The 21025-nt window shown below is 45.2% G+C and carries 18 protein-coding genes; all 18 read left to right on the top strand.

All coding sequences use genetic code 11. The features are described 5' to 3' along the window. The first annotated feature begins 15 nt into the window (after nt 1–15). The 18 genes from G590_RS0106150 (at nt 16) to G590_RS0106065 (ending at nt 21023) form a co-directional block, all read left to right on the top strand. Nucleotides 16–1611, top strand: coding sequence for a xylulokinase (locus tag G590_RS0106150; RefSeq protein ID WP_022764801.1), 1596 nt, complete (start codon nt 16–18; stop codon nt 1609–1611). A 77-nt stretch (nt 1612–1688) separates the two neighbouring features. Then, nucleotides 1689–2390, top strand: a complete 702-nt coding sequence (locus G590_RS0106145; RefSeq protein WP_022764800.1) for an L-ribulose-5-phosphate 4-epimerase — start codon at nt 1689–1691, stop codon at nt 2388–2390. Between the two features lie 33 nt (nt 2391–2423). Next, nucleotides 2424–3257 (top strand): transketolase, encoded by an 834-nt coding sequence (locus G590_RS0106140; RefSeq protein ID WP_022764799.1) that lies wholly within the window; start codon nt 2424–2426, stop codon nt 3255–3257. A 15-nt stretch (nt 3258–3272) separates the two neighbouring features. Next, on the top strand, nt 3273–4214 hold the full coding sequence (locus G590_RS0106135; protein ID WP_022764798.1) for a transketolase family protein: 942 nt from the start codon (nt 3273–3275) through the stop codon (nt 4212–4214). Next, nucleotides 4211–4867, top strand: coding sequence for a ribulose-phosphate 3-epimerase (gene rpe, locus G590_RS0106130; RefSeq protein ID WP_026493973.1), 657 nt, complete (start codon nt 4211–4213; stop codon nt 4865–4867). The genes G590_RS0106135 and rpe overlap by 4 nt, the downstream gene beginning before the upstream one ends. Before the next feature lie 195 nt (nt 4868–5062). Continuing rightward, nucleotides 5063–6490, top strand: a complete 1428-nt coding sequence (locus tag G590_RS21635) for an ABC transporter permease (RefSeq protein ID WP_022764796.1) — start codon at nt 5063–5065, stop codon at nt 6488–6490. Between the two features lie 14 nt (nt 6491–6504). After that, nucleotides 6505–7431 (top strand): carbohydrate ABC transporter permease, encoded by a 927-nt coding sequence (locus tag G590_RS0106120; protein WP_022764795.1) that lies wholly within the window; start codon nt 6505–6507, stop codon nt 7429–7431. Between the two features lie 42 nt (nt 7432–7473). Then, complete coding sequence (locus tag G590_RS18595) at nt 7474–9123, top strand: DUF3502 domain-containing protein (protein WP_022764794.1); 1650 nt, start codon at nt 7474–7476, stop codon at nt 9121–9123. Nucleotides 9124–9243: 120 nt separating this feature from the next. Beyond that, nucleotides 9244–10260 carry a LacI family DNA-binding transcriptional regulator gene (locus G590_RS0106110; protein WP_196802472.1) on the top strand — a complete coding sequence of 339 codons (1017 nt, stop codon included), beginning with the start codon at nt 9244–9246 and terminating at the stop codon, nt 10258–10260. Next, the gene (locus tag G590_RS0106105) at nt 10257–11600 is read left to right on the top strand and encodes a glycoside hydrolase family 30 protein (protein WP_022764792.1); all 1344 of its coding nucleotides are present in this window, start codon (nt 10257–10259) and stop codon (nt 11598–11600) included. Before G590_RS0106110 ends, G590_RS0106105 begins: the two co-directional genes overlap by 4 nt. 154 nt (nt 11601–11754) lie before the next feature. Beyond that, complete coding sequence (locus G590_RS0106100; RefSeq protein WP_022764791.1) at nt 11755–12864, top strand: phosphate/phosphite/phosphonate ABC transporter substrate-binding protein; 1110 nt, start codon at nt 11755–11757, stop codon at nt 12862–12864. Nucleotides 12865–12962: 98 nt separating this feature from the next. Then, nucleotides 12963–13736 (top strand): phosphonate ABC transporter ATP-binding protein, encoded by a 774-nt coding sequence (gene phnC / locus G590_RS0106095; protein ID WP_022764790.1) that lies wholly within the window; start codon nt 12963–12965, stop codon nt 13734–13736. A gap of 5 nt (nt 13737–13741) precedes the next feature. Next, nucleotides 13742–14569: a phosphonate ABC transporter, permease protein PhnE gene (gene phnE / locus G590_RS0106090; protein ID WP_022764789.1), complete on the top strand. Its 828-nt coding sequence runs from the start codon at nt 13742–13744 to the stop codon at nt 14567–14569. Between the two features lie 16 nt (nt 14570–14585). Next, nucleotides 14586–15395, top strand: a complete 810-nt coding sequence (gene phnE / locus G590_RS0106085; RefSeq protein WP_022764788.1) for a phosphonate ABC transporter, permease protein PhnE — start codon at nt 14586–14588, stop codon at nt 15393–15395. A gap of 3 nt (nt 15396–15398) precedes the next feature. Then, nucleotides 15399–16931: a bifunctional metallophosphatase/5'-nucleotidase gene (locus G590_RS0106080; protein WP_022764787.1), complete on the top strand. Its 1533-nt coding sequence runs from the start codon at nt 15399–15401 to the stop codon at nt 16929–16931. Between the two features lie 122 nt (nt 16932–17053). Further along, complete coding sequence (locus G590_RS0106075; RefSeq protein WP_022764786.1) at nt 17054–17929, top strand: methionyl aminopeptidase; 876 nt, start codon at nt 17054–17056, stop codon at nt 17927–17929. A gap of 22 nt (nt 17930–17951) precedes the next feature. Continuing rightward, a complete protein-coding gene (metG, locus tag G590_RS0106070) occupies nt 17952–20000 on the top strand; it encodes a methionine--tRNA ligase (RefSeq protein WP_022764785.1) in 2049 nt (682 codons plus the stop codon). Between the two features lie 72 nt (nt 20001–20072). Then, nucleotides 20073–21023 carry an alpha/beta fold hydrolase gene (locus G590_RS0106065; RefSeq protein WP_022764784.1) on the top strand — a complete coding sequence of 317 codons (951 nt, stop codon included), beginning with the start codon at nt 20073–20075 and terminating at the stop codon, nt 21021–21023. Nucleotides 21024–21025: the final 2 nt, after the last annotated feature.

The following is a 21025-nucleotide window of genomic DNA, read 5'->3' as shown; positions in this document are numbered from 1 at the left end:
AAATGGAGGTTTATTATGGGAGACGCAAAAAAGGCTATTGCAGAGGGAAAGACATTTCTTGGTATCGAGTTTGGCTCGACCAGGATCAAAGCAGTACTTACAGATGAGGAGTACAACCCCATCGCTTCCGGCTCACACGGCTGGGAGAACAGACTGGACAATGGTATCTGGACATACACACTGGATGATGTATGGGGCGGTGTTCAGGATTGCTACAAGAATCTGGCAGCAGATGTTGAGAAGCAGTATGGGGAGAAGCTCACTACAGTAGGAGCCATGGGATTCTCGGCTATGATGCACGGTTACATGGCATTTAATAAGGACGGAAATCTCCTTGTTCCATTCAGAACCTGGAGAAACACAATAACAGAAGAGGCTTCCGAGAAGCTCACAGATCTTTTCGGATATCACATTCCTCAGAGATGGAGCATTGCACATCTCTACCAGGCAATCTTAAACGGTGAAGAGCACATCTCCAAGATTGATTTCTTCACAACACTTGCAGGTTATGTTCACTGGCAGCTCACAGGTGAGAAGGTTCTTGGTGTCGGCGATGCATCAGGAATGTTCCCCATCGATTCGGCTACCTGCAGCTACAATGAGAAGATGCTGGATCAGTTTGATGAGCTCATTGCGCCTAAGAACCTTGGCTGGAAGATCAGAGACATTATCCCGAAGTCACTTCCTGCAGGCGTATCAGCAGGTAAGCTTACAGAAGAAGGCGCTAAGAAGCTTGATCCTACCGGAACACTTCAGGCAGGAATCGCAGTATGTCCTCCTGAGGGAGATGCAGGAACAGGTATGGTTGCAACCAATTCCGTTGGCGTAAGAACAGGTAATATCTCAGCCGGAACATCTGTATTCTCAATGGTTGTTCTTGAGCACAGCCTTTCAAAGGCATATCCTGAGCTTGATCTTGTTACAACTCCAAGCGGCGAAGAAGTTGCCATGGTACACTGCAACAACTGTACTTCCGACCTCAACGCGTGGGTAGGACTCTTTAGAGAGTTTGCTGGCGCTATCGGCAAGGACGTTGACGACGACACACTTTACGGAACACTTTATCGCAAGGCTATGGAAGGCGATGCTGACTGCGGCGGACTTCTTGCATACAACTACTTCTCAGGTGAGAGCATTACAGGCTTCAACGAGGGAAGACCTCTCTTCGTAAGAAGACCTGACGACAAGTTCAATCTCTCAAACTTCATGAGAACACATCTCTACACAGCACTCGGAGCGCTCAAGGTTGGTAACGACATCCTTATGAAGGAAGAAAACGTCAAGGCTGATTTCTTCTTTGGCCAGGGCGGATTCTTCAAGGTTAGAGGAGTTGGTGACAGAGTAATGGCAGCAGCACTGAACACATCCATCAAGCTTATGGAGACAGCAGGAGAAGGTGGTCCTTGGGGACAGGCTATCCTTGCAGGCTTCATGTGCCAGAAGGAAGAGGGTGAGACATTAGAGCAGTATCTTGCCAACAAGGTATTCAAGAGCGGTAAGGTTGAGACCTGTGATCCGGTAAAAGAGGATGTTGAAGGATTTGATAAGTTCATGAAGGATTACAATGCAGGGCTCGCAGTAGAGAGAGCAGCAGTGGATTCTCTTAAGTAATTTTTGATAAATAAAGCGCAATATTTACGGAGCATTGTAATGATGCTCCGTAATATAATGAAAAATGGAGTGAGATTATGTTAGAAGAACTTAAGAAAAAAGTATATGAAGCAAATATTTTACTGCCTAAGTACGGCCTTGTTACCTTCACCTGGGGCAACGTAAGTGCTATCGACAGAGAGTCAGGTCTTTTTGTAATAAAGCCAAGTGGCGTAGAATATGATACAATGACTCCGGATGATATGGTTGTCATGGATCTTAATGGCAACAAGGTTGAGGGTAAGCTCAATCCCTCATCGGACACTCCCACACACGTGGAGATCTACAAAGCCTTTAAGGAAGTGGGCGGAGTTGTGCACACACATTCATCCTATGCTACAAGCTGGGCTCAGGCAGGACGCAGCATTCCATGCTACGGAACAACTCATGCGGATTATTTCTACGGAGAGATTCCATGTGTGAGATGCCTTAACAAGGATGAAATCGAGAGTGCATACGAAGAGAACACAGGACATCTGATTGTCAATGAGTTTGAGCGCATGGGAAAAGACCCTGTGGCAGTTCCTGCGGTTCTTTGCAAGAATCACGGTGTGTTCACCTGGGGTAAGGACGCCCATGAGGCGGTCCACAATGCAGTGGTTACAGAGGAAGTTGCCAAGATGGCACTTCGCTGTGAAATGATAAATCCTGAGGTTAAACCTGCTCCACAGGAGCTTCAGGACAAACACTACTATCGTAAGCACGGAGCAAATGCGTATTACGGTCAGTCATCCAAATAACCAAAGAAAAAGATAAGAGGAAGTGGAGGAATTATGGAGAACAAAGAATTGCAGAAAATTGCAAACGAAGTCCGCAAGGGCATTGTTACAGCGGTTCACGCAGCTAAGGCAGGACATCCCGGTGGATCTCTGTCAGCAGCAGATATTTTCACATATCTGTATTTTGAGGAGATGAACATCGATCCAAAAGATCCAAAGAACCCGGATCGTGATCGTTTCGTTCTTTCAAAGGGACACACAGCTCCGGGCCTTTATTCAGCAATGGCTCAGCGTGGATATTTCCCTGTTGAGGAGCTCACAACTCTTCGTAAGCTCGGTTCAAGACTTCAGGGACATCCCAGTATGCAGTACCTTCCCGGACTTGACATGAGCAGCGGATCTCTCGGTCAGGGAATCTCAGTTGCTTGTGGTATGGCTCTTTCAGCCAAGCTTGATAACAAGTCTTTCAGAACTTACACACTTTTAGGTGACGGTGAGATCGAAGAAGGACAGGTTTGGGAAGCAGCTATGTTTGCAGGATTCCGCAAGCTGGACAACCTGGTAGTCATCGTTGACAACAACGGACTTCAGATTGACGGACCTATCGATCAGGTATGTTCACCATATCCTATTGATAAGAAGTTTGAAGCATTCAACTTCCATGTAATCAATATAGATGCACATGATTTTGATGCAATAAGAGCAGCCTTCAAGGAGGCCAGAGAGACTAAGGGTCAGCCTACAGCCATCATCGCTCACAGCCTTAAGGGTAAGGGCGTTTCCTTCATGGAAGGTCAGGTTTCATGGCACGGCGTAGCACCTAATGATGAAGAGTACGCTATTGCTATGGCAGATCTTGAGAAGATCGGCAAAGAGCTCGAAGGTTGAGAAGGAGGTTGAAGCATGAGTGAAGTTAAGAAGATAGCTACAAGAGACAGCTATGGAAAAGAACTTATAGAGCTTGCAAAGGTTAATGACAAGGTAGTAGTACTTGACGCAGACCTTGCAGCAGCAACAAGAACCGGATGGTTCAAGAAGGAGTTCCCTGATCGTCACATTGACTGTGGTATCGCAGAGTGCAACATGATGGGAATTGCAGCAGGACTTGCAACAACAGGCAAGATTCCTTTTGTAAGTACATTTGCTATGTTTGCTACAGGACGTGCTTTCGAGCAGGTTCGTAACTCAATCGGATATCCACATCTCAATGTTAAGATCGGTGGAACACATGCCGGAATCACAGTAGGTGAGGACGGAGCCAGCCATCAGTGTAATGAGGATCTTGCTCTTATGAGAACAATCCCCGGAATGGTTGTTATGTGCCCTGCAGATGATATCGAGGCAAGAGCATGTGTAAGAGCAGCAGCTGAGCACGAGGGCCCTGTTTACATCAGATTCGGACGTGCTGCTTGCCCTGTTGTTAATGACAGACCTGATTACAAATTTGAGCTCGGCAAGGGAACAGTATTGCGCGAAGGCACAGATGTAAGTATAATTGCTACTGGAATCGGAGTTGGATCTGCACTTGAGGCAGCAGAGAAGCTTGCTGCTGACGGAATCAGTGCAGAGGTTGTTAACATTTGCACCATCAAGCCTATCGACAGAGAGCTTGTTGTAGCTACTGCCAAGAAGACAGGCAAGGTAGTTACTGTTGAGGAGCACTCTGTAATCGGTGGTCTCGGAAGCGCAGTTTGTGATGTGCTTTCAGAGGAGTGCCCTACTGTTGTTAAGAAGATCGGTATGCAGGATAAGTACGGTGAGTCCGGATCTGCAGCAGACCTTGTTAAGAAGTACGGTCTTGACGGCGATGGTGTTTACGCATCAGTAAAGGAATTTCTTGGTTGATGAACATTTTAAGTCCTTCAATTTTAGCAGCAGATTTTAAAAACCTGGGCCAGCAGATTATCGATGTAGATACTGCCGGTGCCCAGTATATTCACATTGATGTTATGGATGGCAGTTTTGTGCCATCCATTTCCTTTGGAATGCCACTGATAAAGAGCATAAGGAGTGCGACAAACAAGGTGTTTGACGTGCATCTCATGATCGTGGATCCCATCAGATACATAAAGGAGTTTGCAGAGATAGGAGCAGATATAATTACGTTCCATCTTGAGGCTGCACCTGATGTGCAGGCTGTAATTGATGAGATACATTCTTTTGGCAAAAAGGCCGGAATTTCAATCAAACCCGGAACAGCAGTTGAGGAGCTTATCCCGTATCTGGACAAAGTTGACATGATACTTGTCATGACAGTTGAACCTGGATTCGGAGGACAGCCCTTTATTGAAGCCAGCTATGAGAGAATAAAAGCTGTAAGAGCTATGCTCACAGAAAGAGGACTTGAAACTGATGTCCAGGTGGACGGCGGAATCACCAAAGAGAATATTCAGAGCGTTATCGCTGCCGGAGCCAATGTTATCGTTGCGGGATCCACAGTATACAGAGGTGATGCTTCGCAGAATACCAAAGATTTATTAAAGCTCATGGAACATTAAAGTTCCTTGAGCTTTTTATTTGCACATGAATAAAAACGTTTTTGTGGAAACAGTAGAAATTTCATTGCTCCAATTGTCGTAATTATACAAAAATACACCAAGTATATTGTCAACATAGCTACAAAATGCTAGACTACGGATATCAAATAAGTAAAAACGTTTTTATTATGGCTTCAAGCGCTTTTGGGAGGTTTTATGAGGAAAAAATGGATTTGCGGGATCAGCGCAGTTTGTCTGATCCTGTTACTCCCATTTTTCAACTGGATAAGGGTCGTGAACCTGGTGGATCTGTTTTCGAGAATAGGTGTTACCAAGGACATGGCTGCAGATCTGCTAACAGGATACAACCTGTACAATCTGCTCTCCTTCGTCCAGTATGCAAATCAGGGAGTTTTGGGACTGTTCGCAATGGTCCTGCTAATACTTGCAGCAGCAGCTATCTACTTCAACGCAGCATTTATCATCCGAACTATCTTCGGCCTTAAGAAGGGAAAAGGAGAGCTTGGCCTTCTGGCAGCAGGTAAATGTGCATTCCTGTTTCAGTTTCTGACTGCACTTGCAACAATCGTTTTTATAGTTTTTTCAAACAGCCGCTTCGGAACCACCGGATTTGTTCCCGGTGCAGCAGTAATAATTTCGCTGGTGATATCTCTTTTGTCCTACATCTACATCAAGATACTGGAGAAAAAGGAGAGGGAGAAATACAGAGAACACGGACTTTTGGTTGAGCTTAAAAGAAACTGGGTACTGTTTGTTATGTTGATACCGACCTTTGTGTATTTCATGATCAACAACTACCTGCCAATGCTTGGTGTGTACTTTGCATTCACATCCTTCAACTTCAGAGACGGACTCTGGTCCTCTCCGTTTACAGGATTTAAGAACTTCGAGTTCCTGATCAAAGCTGACCTGTTCAGACTCACCAAGAATACGGTGCTCTATAACGTTGTGTTCATCGGTGTCGGCAATATTCTTCAGATAATATTTGCCATTCTGGTCAGCAGAGTAACAGTGAAGTGGTTTAAAAAGACTTCACAGACCCTGATGTTCATGCCATACTTCGTATCCTTCGTTATCCTGAAGGTTATTGTGTACAACGTATTTGAATATCAGTACGGTCTTATCAACAACCTGGTTACTTCTATGGGAGGAGAGAGGATTGACTTCTACAACAATCCGTCCTACTGGCCTTTCCTGATCACATTCTTCTATCTCTGGAAGAACATCGGATATGGAATGGTTGTATACCTTGCAACCATCATGGGCATTGACAATGAGATTTACGAGGCAGCCAGAGTTGACGGAGCAAATGAACTTCAGCAGATATGGTACATTACCTTGCCCCATATCAAGCCCACCTTCATCATCCTTCTGCTGTATGCACTTGGAAGCATCATGAAGGGACAGTTCGAGCTGTTCTATCAGCTCATCGGTAACAACGGCGTACTGTTCAATGCAACGGATATCTTTGACACCTACGTTTACAGAATTACAATGACACAGCCTCTTTCAATAGGACTTGGAACGGCAGCAGGTCTTTACCAGTCCCTGTTCGGATTCCTGATCATCGTACTTGTGAACTATGTTGTTAAAAAGAGAAATCCGGAATACGCATTATTCTGAGAAAGGAGCACAAAATGGCAAAAGATTTAGACTATGAGCCTTCAGCGCCAAAGACCATAAAGAAGTCTACAGGCACCAAGGTTTTTGAGGCCATTGCATATACTCTCCTTGTAATAGGATCAATTGTATGCGTGCTGCCTTTCATTATCATCGTTTCGGGTTCCTTTACGGATAACGCAACGATACTTACACAGGGATATTCACTTCTTCCAAGGGACTTCACATGGTCTGCTTATCAGACGATTTTCAAGTCTCCCAAGGACATCCTTCAGGCCTATAAGATGACCATCTACTACACGGTTGTTGGTACCGGCCTCGGACTTATGATGATAACCCTGACGGGCTATGTTATTTCAAGAAAAGAGTTTAAGTACAGAAATACAGTGTCATTCCTTATTTACTTCACCAGCATCTTCGGAGGAGGAATGATCCCCTGGTATCTTATGTATGCCAATGTACTTGGGCTTAAGGGTTCAACACTGGCTATCTGGTTCCCGGCTCTGATGAGTCCGTTCCTGGTAATCCTTATGAGAACCTTTATTGTGGGAGCCGTTCCAGATGCCATCACAGAGTCAGCCAAGATTGACGGAGCTGGACATTTCACAATCTTCTTCAGGATAGTACTTCCGGTGCTTAAACCCGGACTTGCTACAGTAGGTCTTTTCCTGGCTCTTGGCTATTGGAATGACTGGTACAGATCTTCAATGTTCAGTACCAACTCTTCCACCTGGCAGCTGCAGTTCTACCTTTATGATCTGCTCAATGCCACAACAGCCATGAAGCAGATGGCATCCAACGTCAGCATGAAGACAGCAGACCTTCCTACAGAGTCGGTTAAGCTGGCAATGGCGGTGGTAGCAACAGGACCTGTACTTTTGTTTTACCCCTTCGTACAGAAATTCTTCGTTTCAGGAATTACAGTAGGCGCGGTAAAAGGCTGAGAGAAGTAAAAAAGTAAATTTATATATTAAAAGGAGGCAAATATGAAAAAGAAAGTTTTAGCAACATTGTTATCAATGGCAATGGTTGCCGGCGTGATCACAGGTTGTGGCGGAGCCGGAACACAGTCAGCTGCTGATCAGCTTGAAGAGCAGGGTGTTACAGAAATTCCTGCAGCTGAGGCTACAGCAGAGGCTACAGAGGCAGAAGCACCTGCAGCTGAGCCTGCAGAGCTTGACCTGTCACAGCAGGTTGATCTCGTATTCTATGTAATGGGTGATGCACCACAGGATGAGGAGCTTGTAGAGGCAGCTCTCAACGAGAAGCTCCTTGAGAAGTGCAATGCAACAGTTGACATGCAGTTCTCAACATGGACAGATTTCCAGCAGAAGTATGCTAACGAGATCACAGCTCAGAGCGCTGATCTTATCTACATCGCTAACTGGCTCAACTATGGCCAGCTTGCAAGCAGCGGTGCTTTCGAAGAGCTCGATGATATGCTCGACACAGTAGCACCTGATCTCAAGGCACTTGTAGGTGATGCAAACCTCAACATGTGCAGAGTTGGTGGCAAGATCTATGCAGTTCCAAACACATGGGCTGAGTACGTATGCAACGGTGTTAAGTACAGAGAGGACCTCAGAGCAAAGTATGATCTTCCTGTACCTGATTCACTTGAGAACCTCGAGGCATACCTTCTTGGAATCAAGGAGAATGAGCCGGGCCAGGGACTTCTTACAGTAACAACAGAAGAGAGCCAGGGTCTTAAGACCGGTTTCGATGCAGCATGGGCACTTAACTTCAAGTACAACTGGGTTGCTAACAATGGTCTTGATTATGGTCTTGCAGCAAACTATGACACACCTTCAGATGTTTATGACTACTGGTACTCAGATGATTTCGTAGATGATATGAAGCTCATGAAGAAGTGGGCAGATCTTGGATTCTGGAGTAAGAGTGCACTTTCTGATACAAACAACTCTGATGCATACAAGAACGGTCTTTGTGTAGCAGAAGTTGCAGGTCAGAACCCTAACAAGCAGATCACAGCTATCGCTGATTTTGAGAATGCAGGGCAGGGCTGGGAGTCAGCTTATGTAGCATACGGCGAGACAAACGGAGTTATCTATCCCGGACACGCAACACAGAACGGAACAGCTATCGTAAGAGGCTGCAAGGATCCTGAGAGAGCACTTCTTGTACTTCAGGCAATGCTCTGCGATGACGAGATCAACTCTATCGTTCAGTACGGTATCAAGGGAACACACTATGACGTGGCTGACGGTATCTACAAGAACCTTCAGGAAGAAGCAGGCGAGACAGCTACATTCCCTTATGAGGGATTCAACACATGGAACCTTCGTAACGGCGATACAAAACTTCCTCAGAAGACAGACGTTAAGCTTCAGGAGATGTTTGACAAGTACGCAGCTCTTGGTGAAAAGACAAAGTTCCCTAACGTAAACATCTATGATGGATTCTCAGAGAACTATGATTCATATAGTGCTGAGAGATCAGCAGTCAGCAACGTAATGAGACAGTATCTCGCTCCACTTGAGGCAGGACTTGTTGATGATGTTGATGCAGCAGTTGAAGAGTTCAGAAATAAGATGACTGAGGCCGGCATTGATAAGTGCCGTGAAGAATACACCAAGCAGTGGAAGGCATATTGCGAGGAGTATAACTACAACTAATCAGGGCGATCATCTCTTGACCTGAGTTTGATATGTTATAATAGCAGAGGGTGAAAAACGTTTTTGCCCTCTGCTGAATACAGAAACAGCGGATTGAATGAAGGAAAAGAGGATCAGACCTTGGCAAAAAGGGAAAACGTTAACAAAAAGATAACAATAAGAGATGTGGCAAGAGAAGCGGGAGTATCAATCTCTACTGTTTCAAATGCCCTTAATAATGTGAATGTTCTTCATCCCGACACCAAGGAGAGAGTCCTTGAGGTGGCAAGAAGACTTAACTATACGCCCAACCTCAACGGAAGAAATCTGAAGGCACAGGCCACAGGCGTTCTTGGACTGTTCCTTGGAGCCATAAGAGGACCGTATTACGGTGAGCTTTCTGATTCAATTTACAGAGCCTGCGTAGAAGGCGGATATGAACTTGAGATTTTTTTAAGCTCTGACCCTTCACATATTATGACCAATATACTGGGACACAGAGTTGACGGGGCCATCATACTGAATTCGGCTATCGGACCCGCTCAGGAAGAAATCCTCAAGAATCAGCAGATTCCTACGGTGTACATTGACAGGATCCTTGTGGGAGAAAAATCTTCGAGCGTAGTATTTGACTCTCGCAACGGCGGCGAACAGGCTGCGAAGTTTTTACTTGAGCTTGGCCATAAGAAATTCATGTATATAGAAGGCGAAGAGGATAACTACGATAATCATGAGCGTAGGAGTGGATTTTTTGAAGCTTTAAAGCGCGCGGGAATTGTAGTTGAGGACGATTATATTCTTCCCGGTAAGTTCGAGAGACTTGCAGCGTATAACTCAGTTACCAAGTTCATCGATTCGGGAAAAGAGCTTCCGGATGCAATCTTTGCAGCTAACGATCTTAGTGCTATCGGTGTGCTCGAGGCACTCAGGGACAGTGGAGTAAAGGTACCGGAGCAGGTAAACGTTATGGGATGCGATGACATTGAGCTCACAAGACTTGTCAGCCCATCTGTCACCACCATCAGAACATTCTTTGAAAAACAGGGCATCATAGCAGTGGAACAACTGATCCGTATGATAGGCGGAGAGGAAGGAAGACTGATAACCTTAAACGGAAGGATAATCCCGCGCGATTCTACAATAGCAAAGGATTTATGATGAAAAATATAACAGCAATTGAGACCCATCTTGCCGGTGGCAAGTACTGGAGCTGCACAGCCTTAGAGGATGCAGGTCCTGCCGGTGAGATGAAAGCCCTGGTGGTTTTTCCGGAGGAAGAGGAGACCACAATACGCGGATTTGGTGGCGCTTTCACTGAGGCAGCAGCGCATACATACAGCGGCCTTAATAAGGAGGCTCGCAGCAGACTCATTTCCGATATATTCGGGGCAGACGGCCTTAGATACAACATTGGGCGTATCCATATGAACAGCTGTGATTTTGCTCTGGGCAATTATACCTACATTGATGAGGGTGATGAAAGCCTTGAGAGCTTTAACATAGAGCATGATGAAAAAGAGATCATTCCTATGATAAAAGCGGCTGAAAAAGAGCTTGGAAAGCCTCTGGTTCTTATGATGGCCCCCTGGTCTCCACCACCTTTTATGAAGACCAACGGTGAGATGAATCACGGAGGAGAACTTAAGCCTGAGTACAGACAGCTGTGGGCAGACTATTTCGTAAGATTCATACAGGAGTACAAGAAGAGGGGACTCGAGATTTCTTTTACCTCTATACAGAACGAGCCCAATGCGACACAGACATGGGATTCCTGCAGATATACAGCCGAGCAGGAAGCGGATTTTGCAGTAGATTTTCTGGGACCTGCGCTTGAGAAGGCGGGAATGCTTGAAGATACCAGAATACTTGTCTGGGATCACAACAAGGAAGTCAGCTACAAGAGATTTAAGGATATAATGAGCAAAGACGGAGCCGACAAGTATATTTTCGGCTGCGCTGTTCACTGGTATACAGGAGATCATTTCGAGAACCTGGGCCTTATCAGGAAGCACTTCCCGGCAAAAGAGATTTTCTTTACCGAAGGATGTGTAGAGTATTCAAGATTTGCCGGAGAGGGTGACATTCACAATGCAGAGATGTACGCGCACCAGATGCTGGGCAATCTGAAGAATGGCATAACTGCAATCTTTGACTGGAATCTTATGGTTGATTATCAGGGCGGCCCCAATCATGTGGGCAACTACTGTGATGCACCTATCAAGGCCAATGAGGCCGGCGATGATTATGAGAAGAAACTTTCTTATTATTATATAGGCCACTTCTCAAGATACATCAAGGAAGGCGCGAAACTTATCTGGACATCTTGTTACACAGACAGGATTAAAAGTGTGGGATTTGTAAATCCCGATGGAGAGAGAGTACTGATCCTGCTCAGCGAATCGGATGTAGACACTGCAGTTACGGTTGCTGAGGGAGAGTCTTCAGCAAAACTCATTGTTAAAGCGCATTCTATCCAGACTTTGACATATTATAAATAAAACAGGATTACATAAATTAAAGAATTCATTGACAAAAAGGTTTGTATCACTTAAAATTGCTTGTCGTGTAATTAGCAAGGAGTACCCATGTGTAATTCACGTGGGTATTTTTTTGCGACAAATTTTAAAGACGCCTATTTAGGCAGGAGGAATTATGAAGAGATTTTTCGCAATGATGATCGCAGGCATTTCATGCGTGACAATGCTTGCAGGATGCGGCAATTCTGCATCAACAGAGACAGCAGAGACACCTGCTGCAACAGAAACTGCAGAGAATGCAGAGGCAACACAGACAACAGAAGTTGCTCCCGCTGCAGCTGAGAACGTAAAGGTTGACAAGCTTACAATCGGTTTCGTACCTTCACGTGATCCTGATGAGATCGTTACAGCTACAGAGCCACTTAAGGAGCTCCTTACAACAGAGCTTGCAGGACTTGGCTATGAGGTTGGCGAAGTTGACATTACAGTTGGAACAAGTTACGAGGCAGTAGGTGAGGGCCTTTCAGCAGGTACTATCGATGTAGGTCTTATCCCCGGTGGTACTTATGTACTTTATGAGGATGGCTGCGATGTTATCCTTACAGCTACAAGAGATGGTCTTTCAATCGAGAGCCCTGATGCTAAGACTTGGAACGACAACAAGCCTACAGAGCCTACAGAGGAGCAGGTAACATTCTATCGCGGACTTATCATCGCAGGTCCTTCAGAGGCTGGTCAGGCTATCGCTGAGAAGGTTAACAATGGTGAGGAAGTAACATGGGAAGATCTTGACGGTCTTAACTGGAGCGTTATGAACTCTTCATCTTCTGCAGGATATATCTATCCTTCACTCTGGCTTCAGGAGAACTATGAGAAGCACATCACAGACCTTACACATGCTGTACAGGCTGATTCATACGGTAACGCTTTTGCAAGACTTGCTTCAGGCCAGATCGACGTACTTTGCTGCTATGCAGATGCAAGACGTGACAACGAGGAGAAGTGGACATCAGAGTTCGGAAGAACAGCTTCTATCTGGGATGAGACAAACGTTATCGGTGTTACAGATGGTATCTACAACGATACAATCAGCGTAAGCAAGACATCCAAGGTTATGGATGATGCTTTCAAGGCTGCTATCACACAGGCATTCATCAACATCGGAAACTCAGATGCAGGTAAGGAAGTTATCTCTATCTACAACCACAACGGTTATGTAGAGGCTAAGGCTGAGGACTACGAGTCAGAGAGAGCTGCTCAGGAGCTTATTAAATCAATGCAGTGATCGCGCTTTAGCAGAACTGATTTGTTAATATTATATGGGGGAGGACATAACGCCTCCCCTATTTTTTCGAGTTTGGAGATAGATTCAGGAGAAAAGAAATGATCAAGTTTGAAAACGTAGGAAAAGTATACCCCAATGGTTTCGAGGGATTAAAGGATATCAACCTCGAGATTGAACAGGGAGAATTTGTTGCTATCATCGGTTTGTCCGGAGCCGGTAAGTCTACACTTATTCGTACCATCAACAGGATGCACGATGTAACCAGTGGTAAACTCACCGTGGATGGTGTTGATGTCATGAGTCTTTCCGGCAAGACTCTCAGGAGATTCAGAAGAAAGATAGGAATGATATTCCAGTCCTTCAACTTGATCACACGTACAACTGTTATAAAGAACGTGCTCACAGCTTTTGTTCCTGATATGCCATGGTACAGATCTGCATTCGGAATCTATACCAAGGAAGAAAAGATCAAAGCCCTTGAGTGCCTTGATAAGGTTGGAATTCTCGATAAGGCTTTTGTTCGTGCAGACCAGCTTTCAGGCGGACAGCAGCAGAGAGTTGCTCTTGCAAGAACTCTTGCCCAGAATCCGCAGATCATCCTTGCAGATGAGCCTGTTGCAGCTCTTGACCCCGTAACTGCCAATCAGGTTATGGGAGACTTCAAGAGGATCAATGAGGATATGAACATCACAATTCTCATTAACATCCACCACATAGACCTTGCTCTTAAATATGCCAACAGAGTAATCGGTATCAGAGAAGGCAAGATTGTCTTTGACGGACCTGCAAAGGGTACAGAGTGGGATAAGGTACTTGACTCTATCTATGTTGGAAAGGTTGACCGCGAAGGCAATATTCAGGAAGAGGGGTGATTTAGGTGAATCTTACTTTTTATGACAAGATTTTTAAGCCGAAAGAATACGTTCTTCCCAATGGCAAAAAGGCCTACAAGAAGGCATCAAGAGCACCTATCTATACCATCCTTGTTCTTGCAATGTGTGTGCTTTCGGTTAAGATAACAGGATTTGATATGGAGGTTTTGGTAGACAGGATAGGACAGTTTTTTGTTATCCTGGGAGAGATGTTCCCGCCTAAGACTGACTACATGCCCAAGATATGGGAACCTCTTTTTGATACCATTAAGATGTCACTGCTTGGCTCGGTGGTAGGAGCTCTTTTGTCCGTACCATTTGCAATGCTTGCCAGCACCAATGTGTGCCCAAGCAAGATTGTGGTTTCCGTGATGAGAGTTATGTTCTCTCTTATCAGAACACTGCCCACTATCGTAATTGCCCTTGTTGCAACTCTTGTTTTTGGACTTGGAACACTGGCAGGTACTGTTGCGATCGCAGTTTTCTCTTTTGGCTACATCGGAAAGCTTACCTACGAGGAGATCGAGACTGTTGATATGGGAGCGTTTGAAGCTATGCAGGCAATGGGAGCTACAAGATCTGAGGCTTTCATTTCAGCAATCGTTCCGCAGGTTCTTCCATTCTATCTCTCAAATTGCCTATTTAACTTTGAGGGTAATGTAAGATATGCTGCAGTTCTTGGTTATGTAGGAGCCGGCGGTATCGGTCTTATCCTTAACGAGAAGATCAGCTGGAGAGAGTACCCGAGTGTGGGAATGATCCTTGTGGCACTTTTTGTGACAGTCTTCATCATAGAGTCTGTCAGCCGTATGCTTCGTAAGAAGCTCGTCTGAAGGCGGAGGTAGCAAAATGAATCAGAAAATACAAGAGGCATATGACAAAAGACCCAAGGACTGGGTTTACAATTTGATAACTGCCGTGATTGTTGTGGGACTCCTTATCTGGAGCGGCAGTGCTGTTGAAACCAGCGGATCCACACAGGACGGAGGACAGATTGCACTTAACGTTTTATCTGGAATCTTCCATCCTGACCTTGGCTTTTTATTTGATTTTTCAACAAAGGGAGTTCCTTACCTGATGCTTGAGACTGTTTGTATCGCATTCCTGGGTACAATCGTGGGAGCTATCATTTCAATCCCGCTGGCATTTATTTCAGCATCAAACTTAACTCCACTTCCGATAGCATTCGCAGGAAGACTTATTATCATGGCAGCCCGTACAATTCCGGCCTTTGTTTACGGCCTTATGTTCATCCGTGTAACAGGACCCGGAGCCTTTGCAGGTCTCCTTACTATGGGTGTATGCTCAATAGGTATGATAAGCAAGATGTATATTGAGGCAATTGAGGACCTTGATACCCGTGTCATCGAATCACTTGATGCAGCAGGATGTAACACCTGGCAGAAGATCCGCTACGGTATTCTTCCGCAGCTTATGCCAAACTTTGCATCAACAGCCATCTACAGATTTGATATCAACCTTCGTGATGCTACAATCCTTGGTATGGTTGGCGCCGGTGGATTTGGTGCTCCGCTTATCTTTGCGATGAACTCCTACAGATGGAATGAGGCAGGAGCTCTTTTGGCAGGACTTATTGTCCTTATTCTTATCATTGAGTTCATATCAACCAGGATCAGAGTAAAACTTACAAGAGGATAATATATGCGTATCATTTTTACATCAGATACTCACGGAAGCTTATATCCGATAAACTATGCACAGAATCGCCCCGAGAACACGGGGCTTTTTTGTGTTGCCGGGCAAATTGAAAAGGACGGTAACACCCTTGTCATAGACGGAGGCGACTCTCTTCAGGGAACACCGCTCATTTCTTACTATCTTGAGCACAGAAACGAGTATGATTTCCATCCAATGGCAGAGGGCTTTAATGAGATGGGACTTGATTACTACACGCTGGGTAATCATGACTTCAACTTCGGATATGATGCAATTCTGGACTACGTATCAGCTATGAAGGCAACTCTTATATGCGCCAATGTGGTGGATAAAAGAGGCGCTCTTGGCATTAAGAAAAATGTCATCCATGTTCTTGAGGACGGCACAAGAGTCGGAATAACCGGCGCAGTCACCGGATATGTCAATGTCTGGGAGCAGAAGGAAAACCTGTCTGAGCTCGAGGTAAAAGACCCTGTTGAGTGCCTTAAGCAGGAGCTTGAAGAACTAAAAGGTAAGTGTGACATTACAGTCTGCATCTACCATGGAGGGTTTGAAGAAGATCTTTTGACAGGCAAGAAGCTCTCAGATACAAGGGAGAATGAAGCGTGCAGGATTGCAAGGGAAATGGATTTTGACATCCTGCTCACAGGGCATCAGCACATGGCTGTTGAGGGAGTAGTAATAGACGGAACCTATGGCGTACAGCCTCCGGACAAGGCAAGGAAGTACTGCGAAATAGAGGCTGTAAGAGAAGATGATGTCTGGAACATTTCATCTGCGCTGATTTCTGTTGGCGAGCCGGGAGAGGCCTATAACAAGATCAGGGCTGAGCATGCTTTTATGGATGAGCTTAGCCTTAAGCTGGATAAATGGCTGGATATACCCATCGGATGTCTTGAAAAAGAGATCCTTCCTGAGGATAAGCTCTATGCTGCGCTTCATGGAAGCAAGGTTGCATCTATATTTAACCAGGTTGAGCTTGAATATACAGGCGCAGATTTCTCATGCACCTCATTATCGAATGATCCCCTTGGACTTAAGAAGGAGATTACCGTCAGAGATGTGCTTGGAATTTATCAGTTTGCAAATACCGTTGAGGTTAAAGGTGTCACCAGGGCGGTATTAAAAGAGGCGCTGGAGAGATGCGCGGAGTATTTTGATTATGATAAGGAAACAGGAGAAGTCAGCATCTCCAAAGTGTTCCTTCAGCCTAAGGTTGAGCACTACAACTATGACTTCTATGGCGGACTTGAATACGAGTTTGACCTTACAAGACCTGTCGGAGACAGAGTTATCACATTGAGAAAGTTTGATGGCACAGAGCTCTCCGATGATCAGCAGTACACTCTTGTTACCAGCAACTACAGAGCAACAGGTACCGGCGGCTATGAGTGCATCGGCAAGAGCCCTACTGTGAAGAGTTACTCGGATGAGATGCCTGATTTATTGATCGATTTTATCAGAAGAAACAGTCCTGTCGGGGATATTGTTAACAGTAAGTTCTCATGCAGAACATAAACCGGCGGGTAGGTCAGTGGTGAGTCAGTGGGTACAACGTCCCCACTGACTCACTCCCTTGACTCTAAAAGCTTTTGAAGGCATACTATATTTGTGTAACTATCGATAAAAGAAGGTAAATTATGTACAAAAGATTAGACAGAAACGATACTTGCTGGTGTGGCAGCGGTAAAAAATACAAAAACTGCCATGCTGCATTTGATGACAAGATAATAAACTTCGAGCACCAGGGCATGATAGTACCCAGCAGAGATCTTCTTAAAACTGAGAAGGATATCGAGGGTATTAAGAAGAGTGCGGTCATTAACATGGCTGTCCTGGATGAGATCGGTGAGAAGATTCACGCCGGTATGTCCACACAGGAGATCGATGATATAGTCTACAATACCACCACCAAGATGGGAGGTATTCCGGCAGATCTCGGATATCAGGGATTTCCAAAGAGTGTGTGTACATCTATTAACGAAGAAGTATGTCACGGCATTCCTTCCGAAGACATTATTCTGAGAGAAGGGGATATAATAAACGTCGACTGCTCCACTATCCTTGACGGTTATTATTCGGATTCTTCACGAATGTTCTGCATCGGCGAAGTTTCCCCCGAGAAGAAGCGTCTCGTCGATGTGACCAAAGAGTGCCTTGAGGAAGGTCTTAAGGCAGTTATTCCATGGACACCTATTGGAGATATGGGCAATGCAGTACATCAGCACGCTCTTAAGAACGGATACACAGTAGTCAGAGAGATCGGCGGTCACGGCTGTGGCAACGATTTCCACGAAGAGCCATGGGTAAGCTTTGTAAGTAAGCCCGGCACAGGAATGCTGATGGTACCCGGTATGGTGTTTACCATTGAGCCTATGGTCAATATGGGTGGCAATGAGATATTCGTTGATGAAGAAAATGACTGGACTGTCTATACAGCAGACTTAAAGCCCTCTGCGCAGTGGGAGGTTGAGCTGCTTGTGACTGAGACAGGTTACGAGCTTTTATGCTGGTAATATATTAGGAAGGTGATTAACAATGCAGAATAAAGGGAAATACTATATAACAACAGCAATTGCCTATACATCCGGCAAGCCACATATCGGAAACAGCTATGAAATAGTCCTTGCCGATGCAATTGCAAGATACAAGAGAAGAGACGGATTTGACGTATTCTTCCAGACCGGCTCCGATGAGCACGGTCAGAAGATTGAGACAAGAGCCATTGAGGCCGGATGCAGCAGCCCCAAGGAATTTGTAGATCAGGTATCCGATACTATCAAAGGTCTTTGGAACCTCATGGATACATCTTATGACAAATTTATCAGAACAACTGATGAAGACCACGTTAAGCAGGTTCAGAAGATATTCAAGAAGTTTTACGATCAGGGAGATATTTACAAGGGTTCTTACAAGGGAATGTACTGTACAGAGTGTGAGGCTTTCTACACAGAGTCTCAGCTTGTAGACGGCAAGTGCCCTGAGTGCGGCGGCCCTGTTCATCCCGCTGAAGAGGAAGCTTACTTCTTCAAGATGAGCAAATATGCCGACAAGCTTATCGAGCATATCAACACACATCCTGAGTTTATACAGCCTGTAGCAAGAAAGAACGAGATGATGAACAACTTCCTTCTTCCGGGACTTCAGGATCTGTGCGTATCAAGAACCTCTTTTAAATGGGGAATACCCGTAGATTTTGATGACAAGCATGTTGTTTATGTATGGCTTGATGCCCTTACCAATTACATCACCGGTATCGGATACGACGCAGACGGAAACAGTTCAGACCTTTACAAGAAATACTGGCCCGCAGATCTTCATCTTATAGGAAAAGACATTATCAGATTCCATACTATTTACTGGCCAATCTTCTTATATGCACTTGGAGAGCCTCTTCCAAAGCAGATCTTCGGACATCCATGGCTCCTTCAGGGCGGAGAGAAGATGAGTAAGTCCAAGGGCAACGTTATTTACGCTGATGACCTTGTAAGCCTCTTCGGCGTTGATCCTGTCAGATACTTTGTTCTTCACGAGATGCCTTTTGATAACGACGGTGTTATTACATGGGAGCTTTTGGTTGAGAGATTTAACTCTGATCTTGCCAATACGCTCGGCAACCTTGTGAACAGAACCATCGCTATGAGCAACAAGTATCTCGGCGGAGTCGTAGCTGATAAGGGTGTGAAAGAGGCTGTAGATGATGACCTCAAGGCAGTTGTTACTTCATGCTATGACAAGGTAGAAGCCAAGATGGATGAGCTCCGTGTGGCTGATGCCCTCACTGAGATTTTTGCTCTGTTCAAGAGATGCAATAAATACATTGATGAGACTGAGCCATGGATCCTTGGTAAGGACGAGGCCAAGAAGGACAGACTTTCAACTGTTCTCTATAATCTTGTTGAATCCATTTCCATCGGTGCAGCTCTCCTTGATCCGTTTATGCCTGAGACAGCTCAGAAGATCAGAGAGCAGCTTTCAGCACCTGAGAGAGATTTTGATACTCTTTCAGAGTTTGGCAAGCTTCCAAACGGAACCAAGGTTTCAGAGGCTCCTGAGATGCTCTTTGCAAGAAAAGACTTAAAGGATGTCCTTGAGAAAGCAGCTGAGATCACCAAGAAGCAGAAAGCAGATTTCGAGGAATCTCAGAAGAAGGCAGCTATTAACCTTGCTAAGGCAGGCCTTGCACCTGCTCCCGCAAAAGAGGCTGCTCCTGCAGAGGGCGGATCTGATGAGAAGGCACCTATCGATATCCCTGCCAAAGACGAGATTTCTTTTGACCAGTTCGGAGCAATGCAGTTCCAGGTAGGAGAGATCATAAAGTGTGAAGCTGTGGAGAATTCCAAGAAGCTTCTCTGCTCACAGGTTAAGATAGGAAGCCAGGTTAAGCAGATAGTATCAGGAATCAGGAAGTTCTATTCACCTGAGGAGATGGTTGGCAAGAAGGTAATGGTACTCGTTAACTTAAAGCCTGCCAAGCTGGCCGGAGTGCTTTCAGAGGGAATGCTCCTTTGTGCAGAGGATGCAGAAGGAAACCTTGCGCTTATGACTCCTGAGAAGGATATGCCCGCAGGCGCCGAGATATGCTAATTTAATAGACCTAAGCGTAACAATCTGTAGTATTATATATATATAAACTATTCTTATGGGGAGGAACTCCAAATGGTACGCAAAGAGGAACTGACTTACAAATCTAGAGACAGACAGACTATGCTTCACGCGATTAGATGGATTCCGGAGGGTGAGCCTATTGCTATTCTGCAGATCATCCATGGAATGCAGGAATACATCGACCGCTATGACGAGTTTGCAAACTTCCTGGCTGAGAAAGGTATTATCGTAATAGGTAATGACCATCTCGGACACGGCGGTTCTGTCGGCGAGAGGGGTACCTATGGTTACTTCTGCAAGAACGATCCTGCTACCGTTCTTGTTCGTGATGCTCACAGACTTAAAAAGATGACTCAGGAAGATTTTCCCGGAATCCCATGCTTTATTCTTGGCCACAGTTTTGGATCATTTGTTGCCAGAGAGTACATCACCAGATATGGAACAGGTATCAAGGGTGCAATTATTCAGGGAACAGCTTTCATGCCAAGCGGAACGATCAAGAGCCTTGGCGGACTTGTAAACTTCCTTCAGGTTGTTATGGGCGAGAAATATCGCAGCACTATGGTTAACAACATGGCGTTCAAGGGCTACCTCAAGAAGATTCCTAACCCAAGAACCAATTTCGACTGGCTTTCACATAACGAGGCCAGCGTAGATAAATATGCAGCAGATCCGGCATGTAACTTTGTGTTCACATTAAACGGATTCAAGACTATGGCTGAGCTCCTTAAGAGAGTCCAGGATACTGACAAGATGGAAGATATTCCCAAGGACCTTCCAATCCTTGTTACTGCCGGCAAAGAGGATCCTGTAGGCAACTACGGCGAAGGACCTGAGAAGCTTTATAATATCTACAAGAACGATCTTCAGATCAAGAATGTTGATATCAAGCTTTATGACGGTTTCCGCCATGAGCTTCAGCAGGAGATCGGAAGAGAGCAGGTATTTGCTGATCAGTATGAATGGATCAAGAAAGTAGTCGACAGTGCAGCAGGAAATTGATA

The sequence above is a fragment of the Butyrivibrio sp. XPD2006 genome, assembly GCF_000420865.1.
GTDB lineage: Bacteria > Bacillota > Clostridia > Lachnospirales > Lachnospiraceae > Butyrivibrio.
This window is presented reverse-complemented; position numbering and strand designations above follow the sequence as displayed.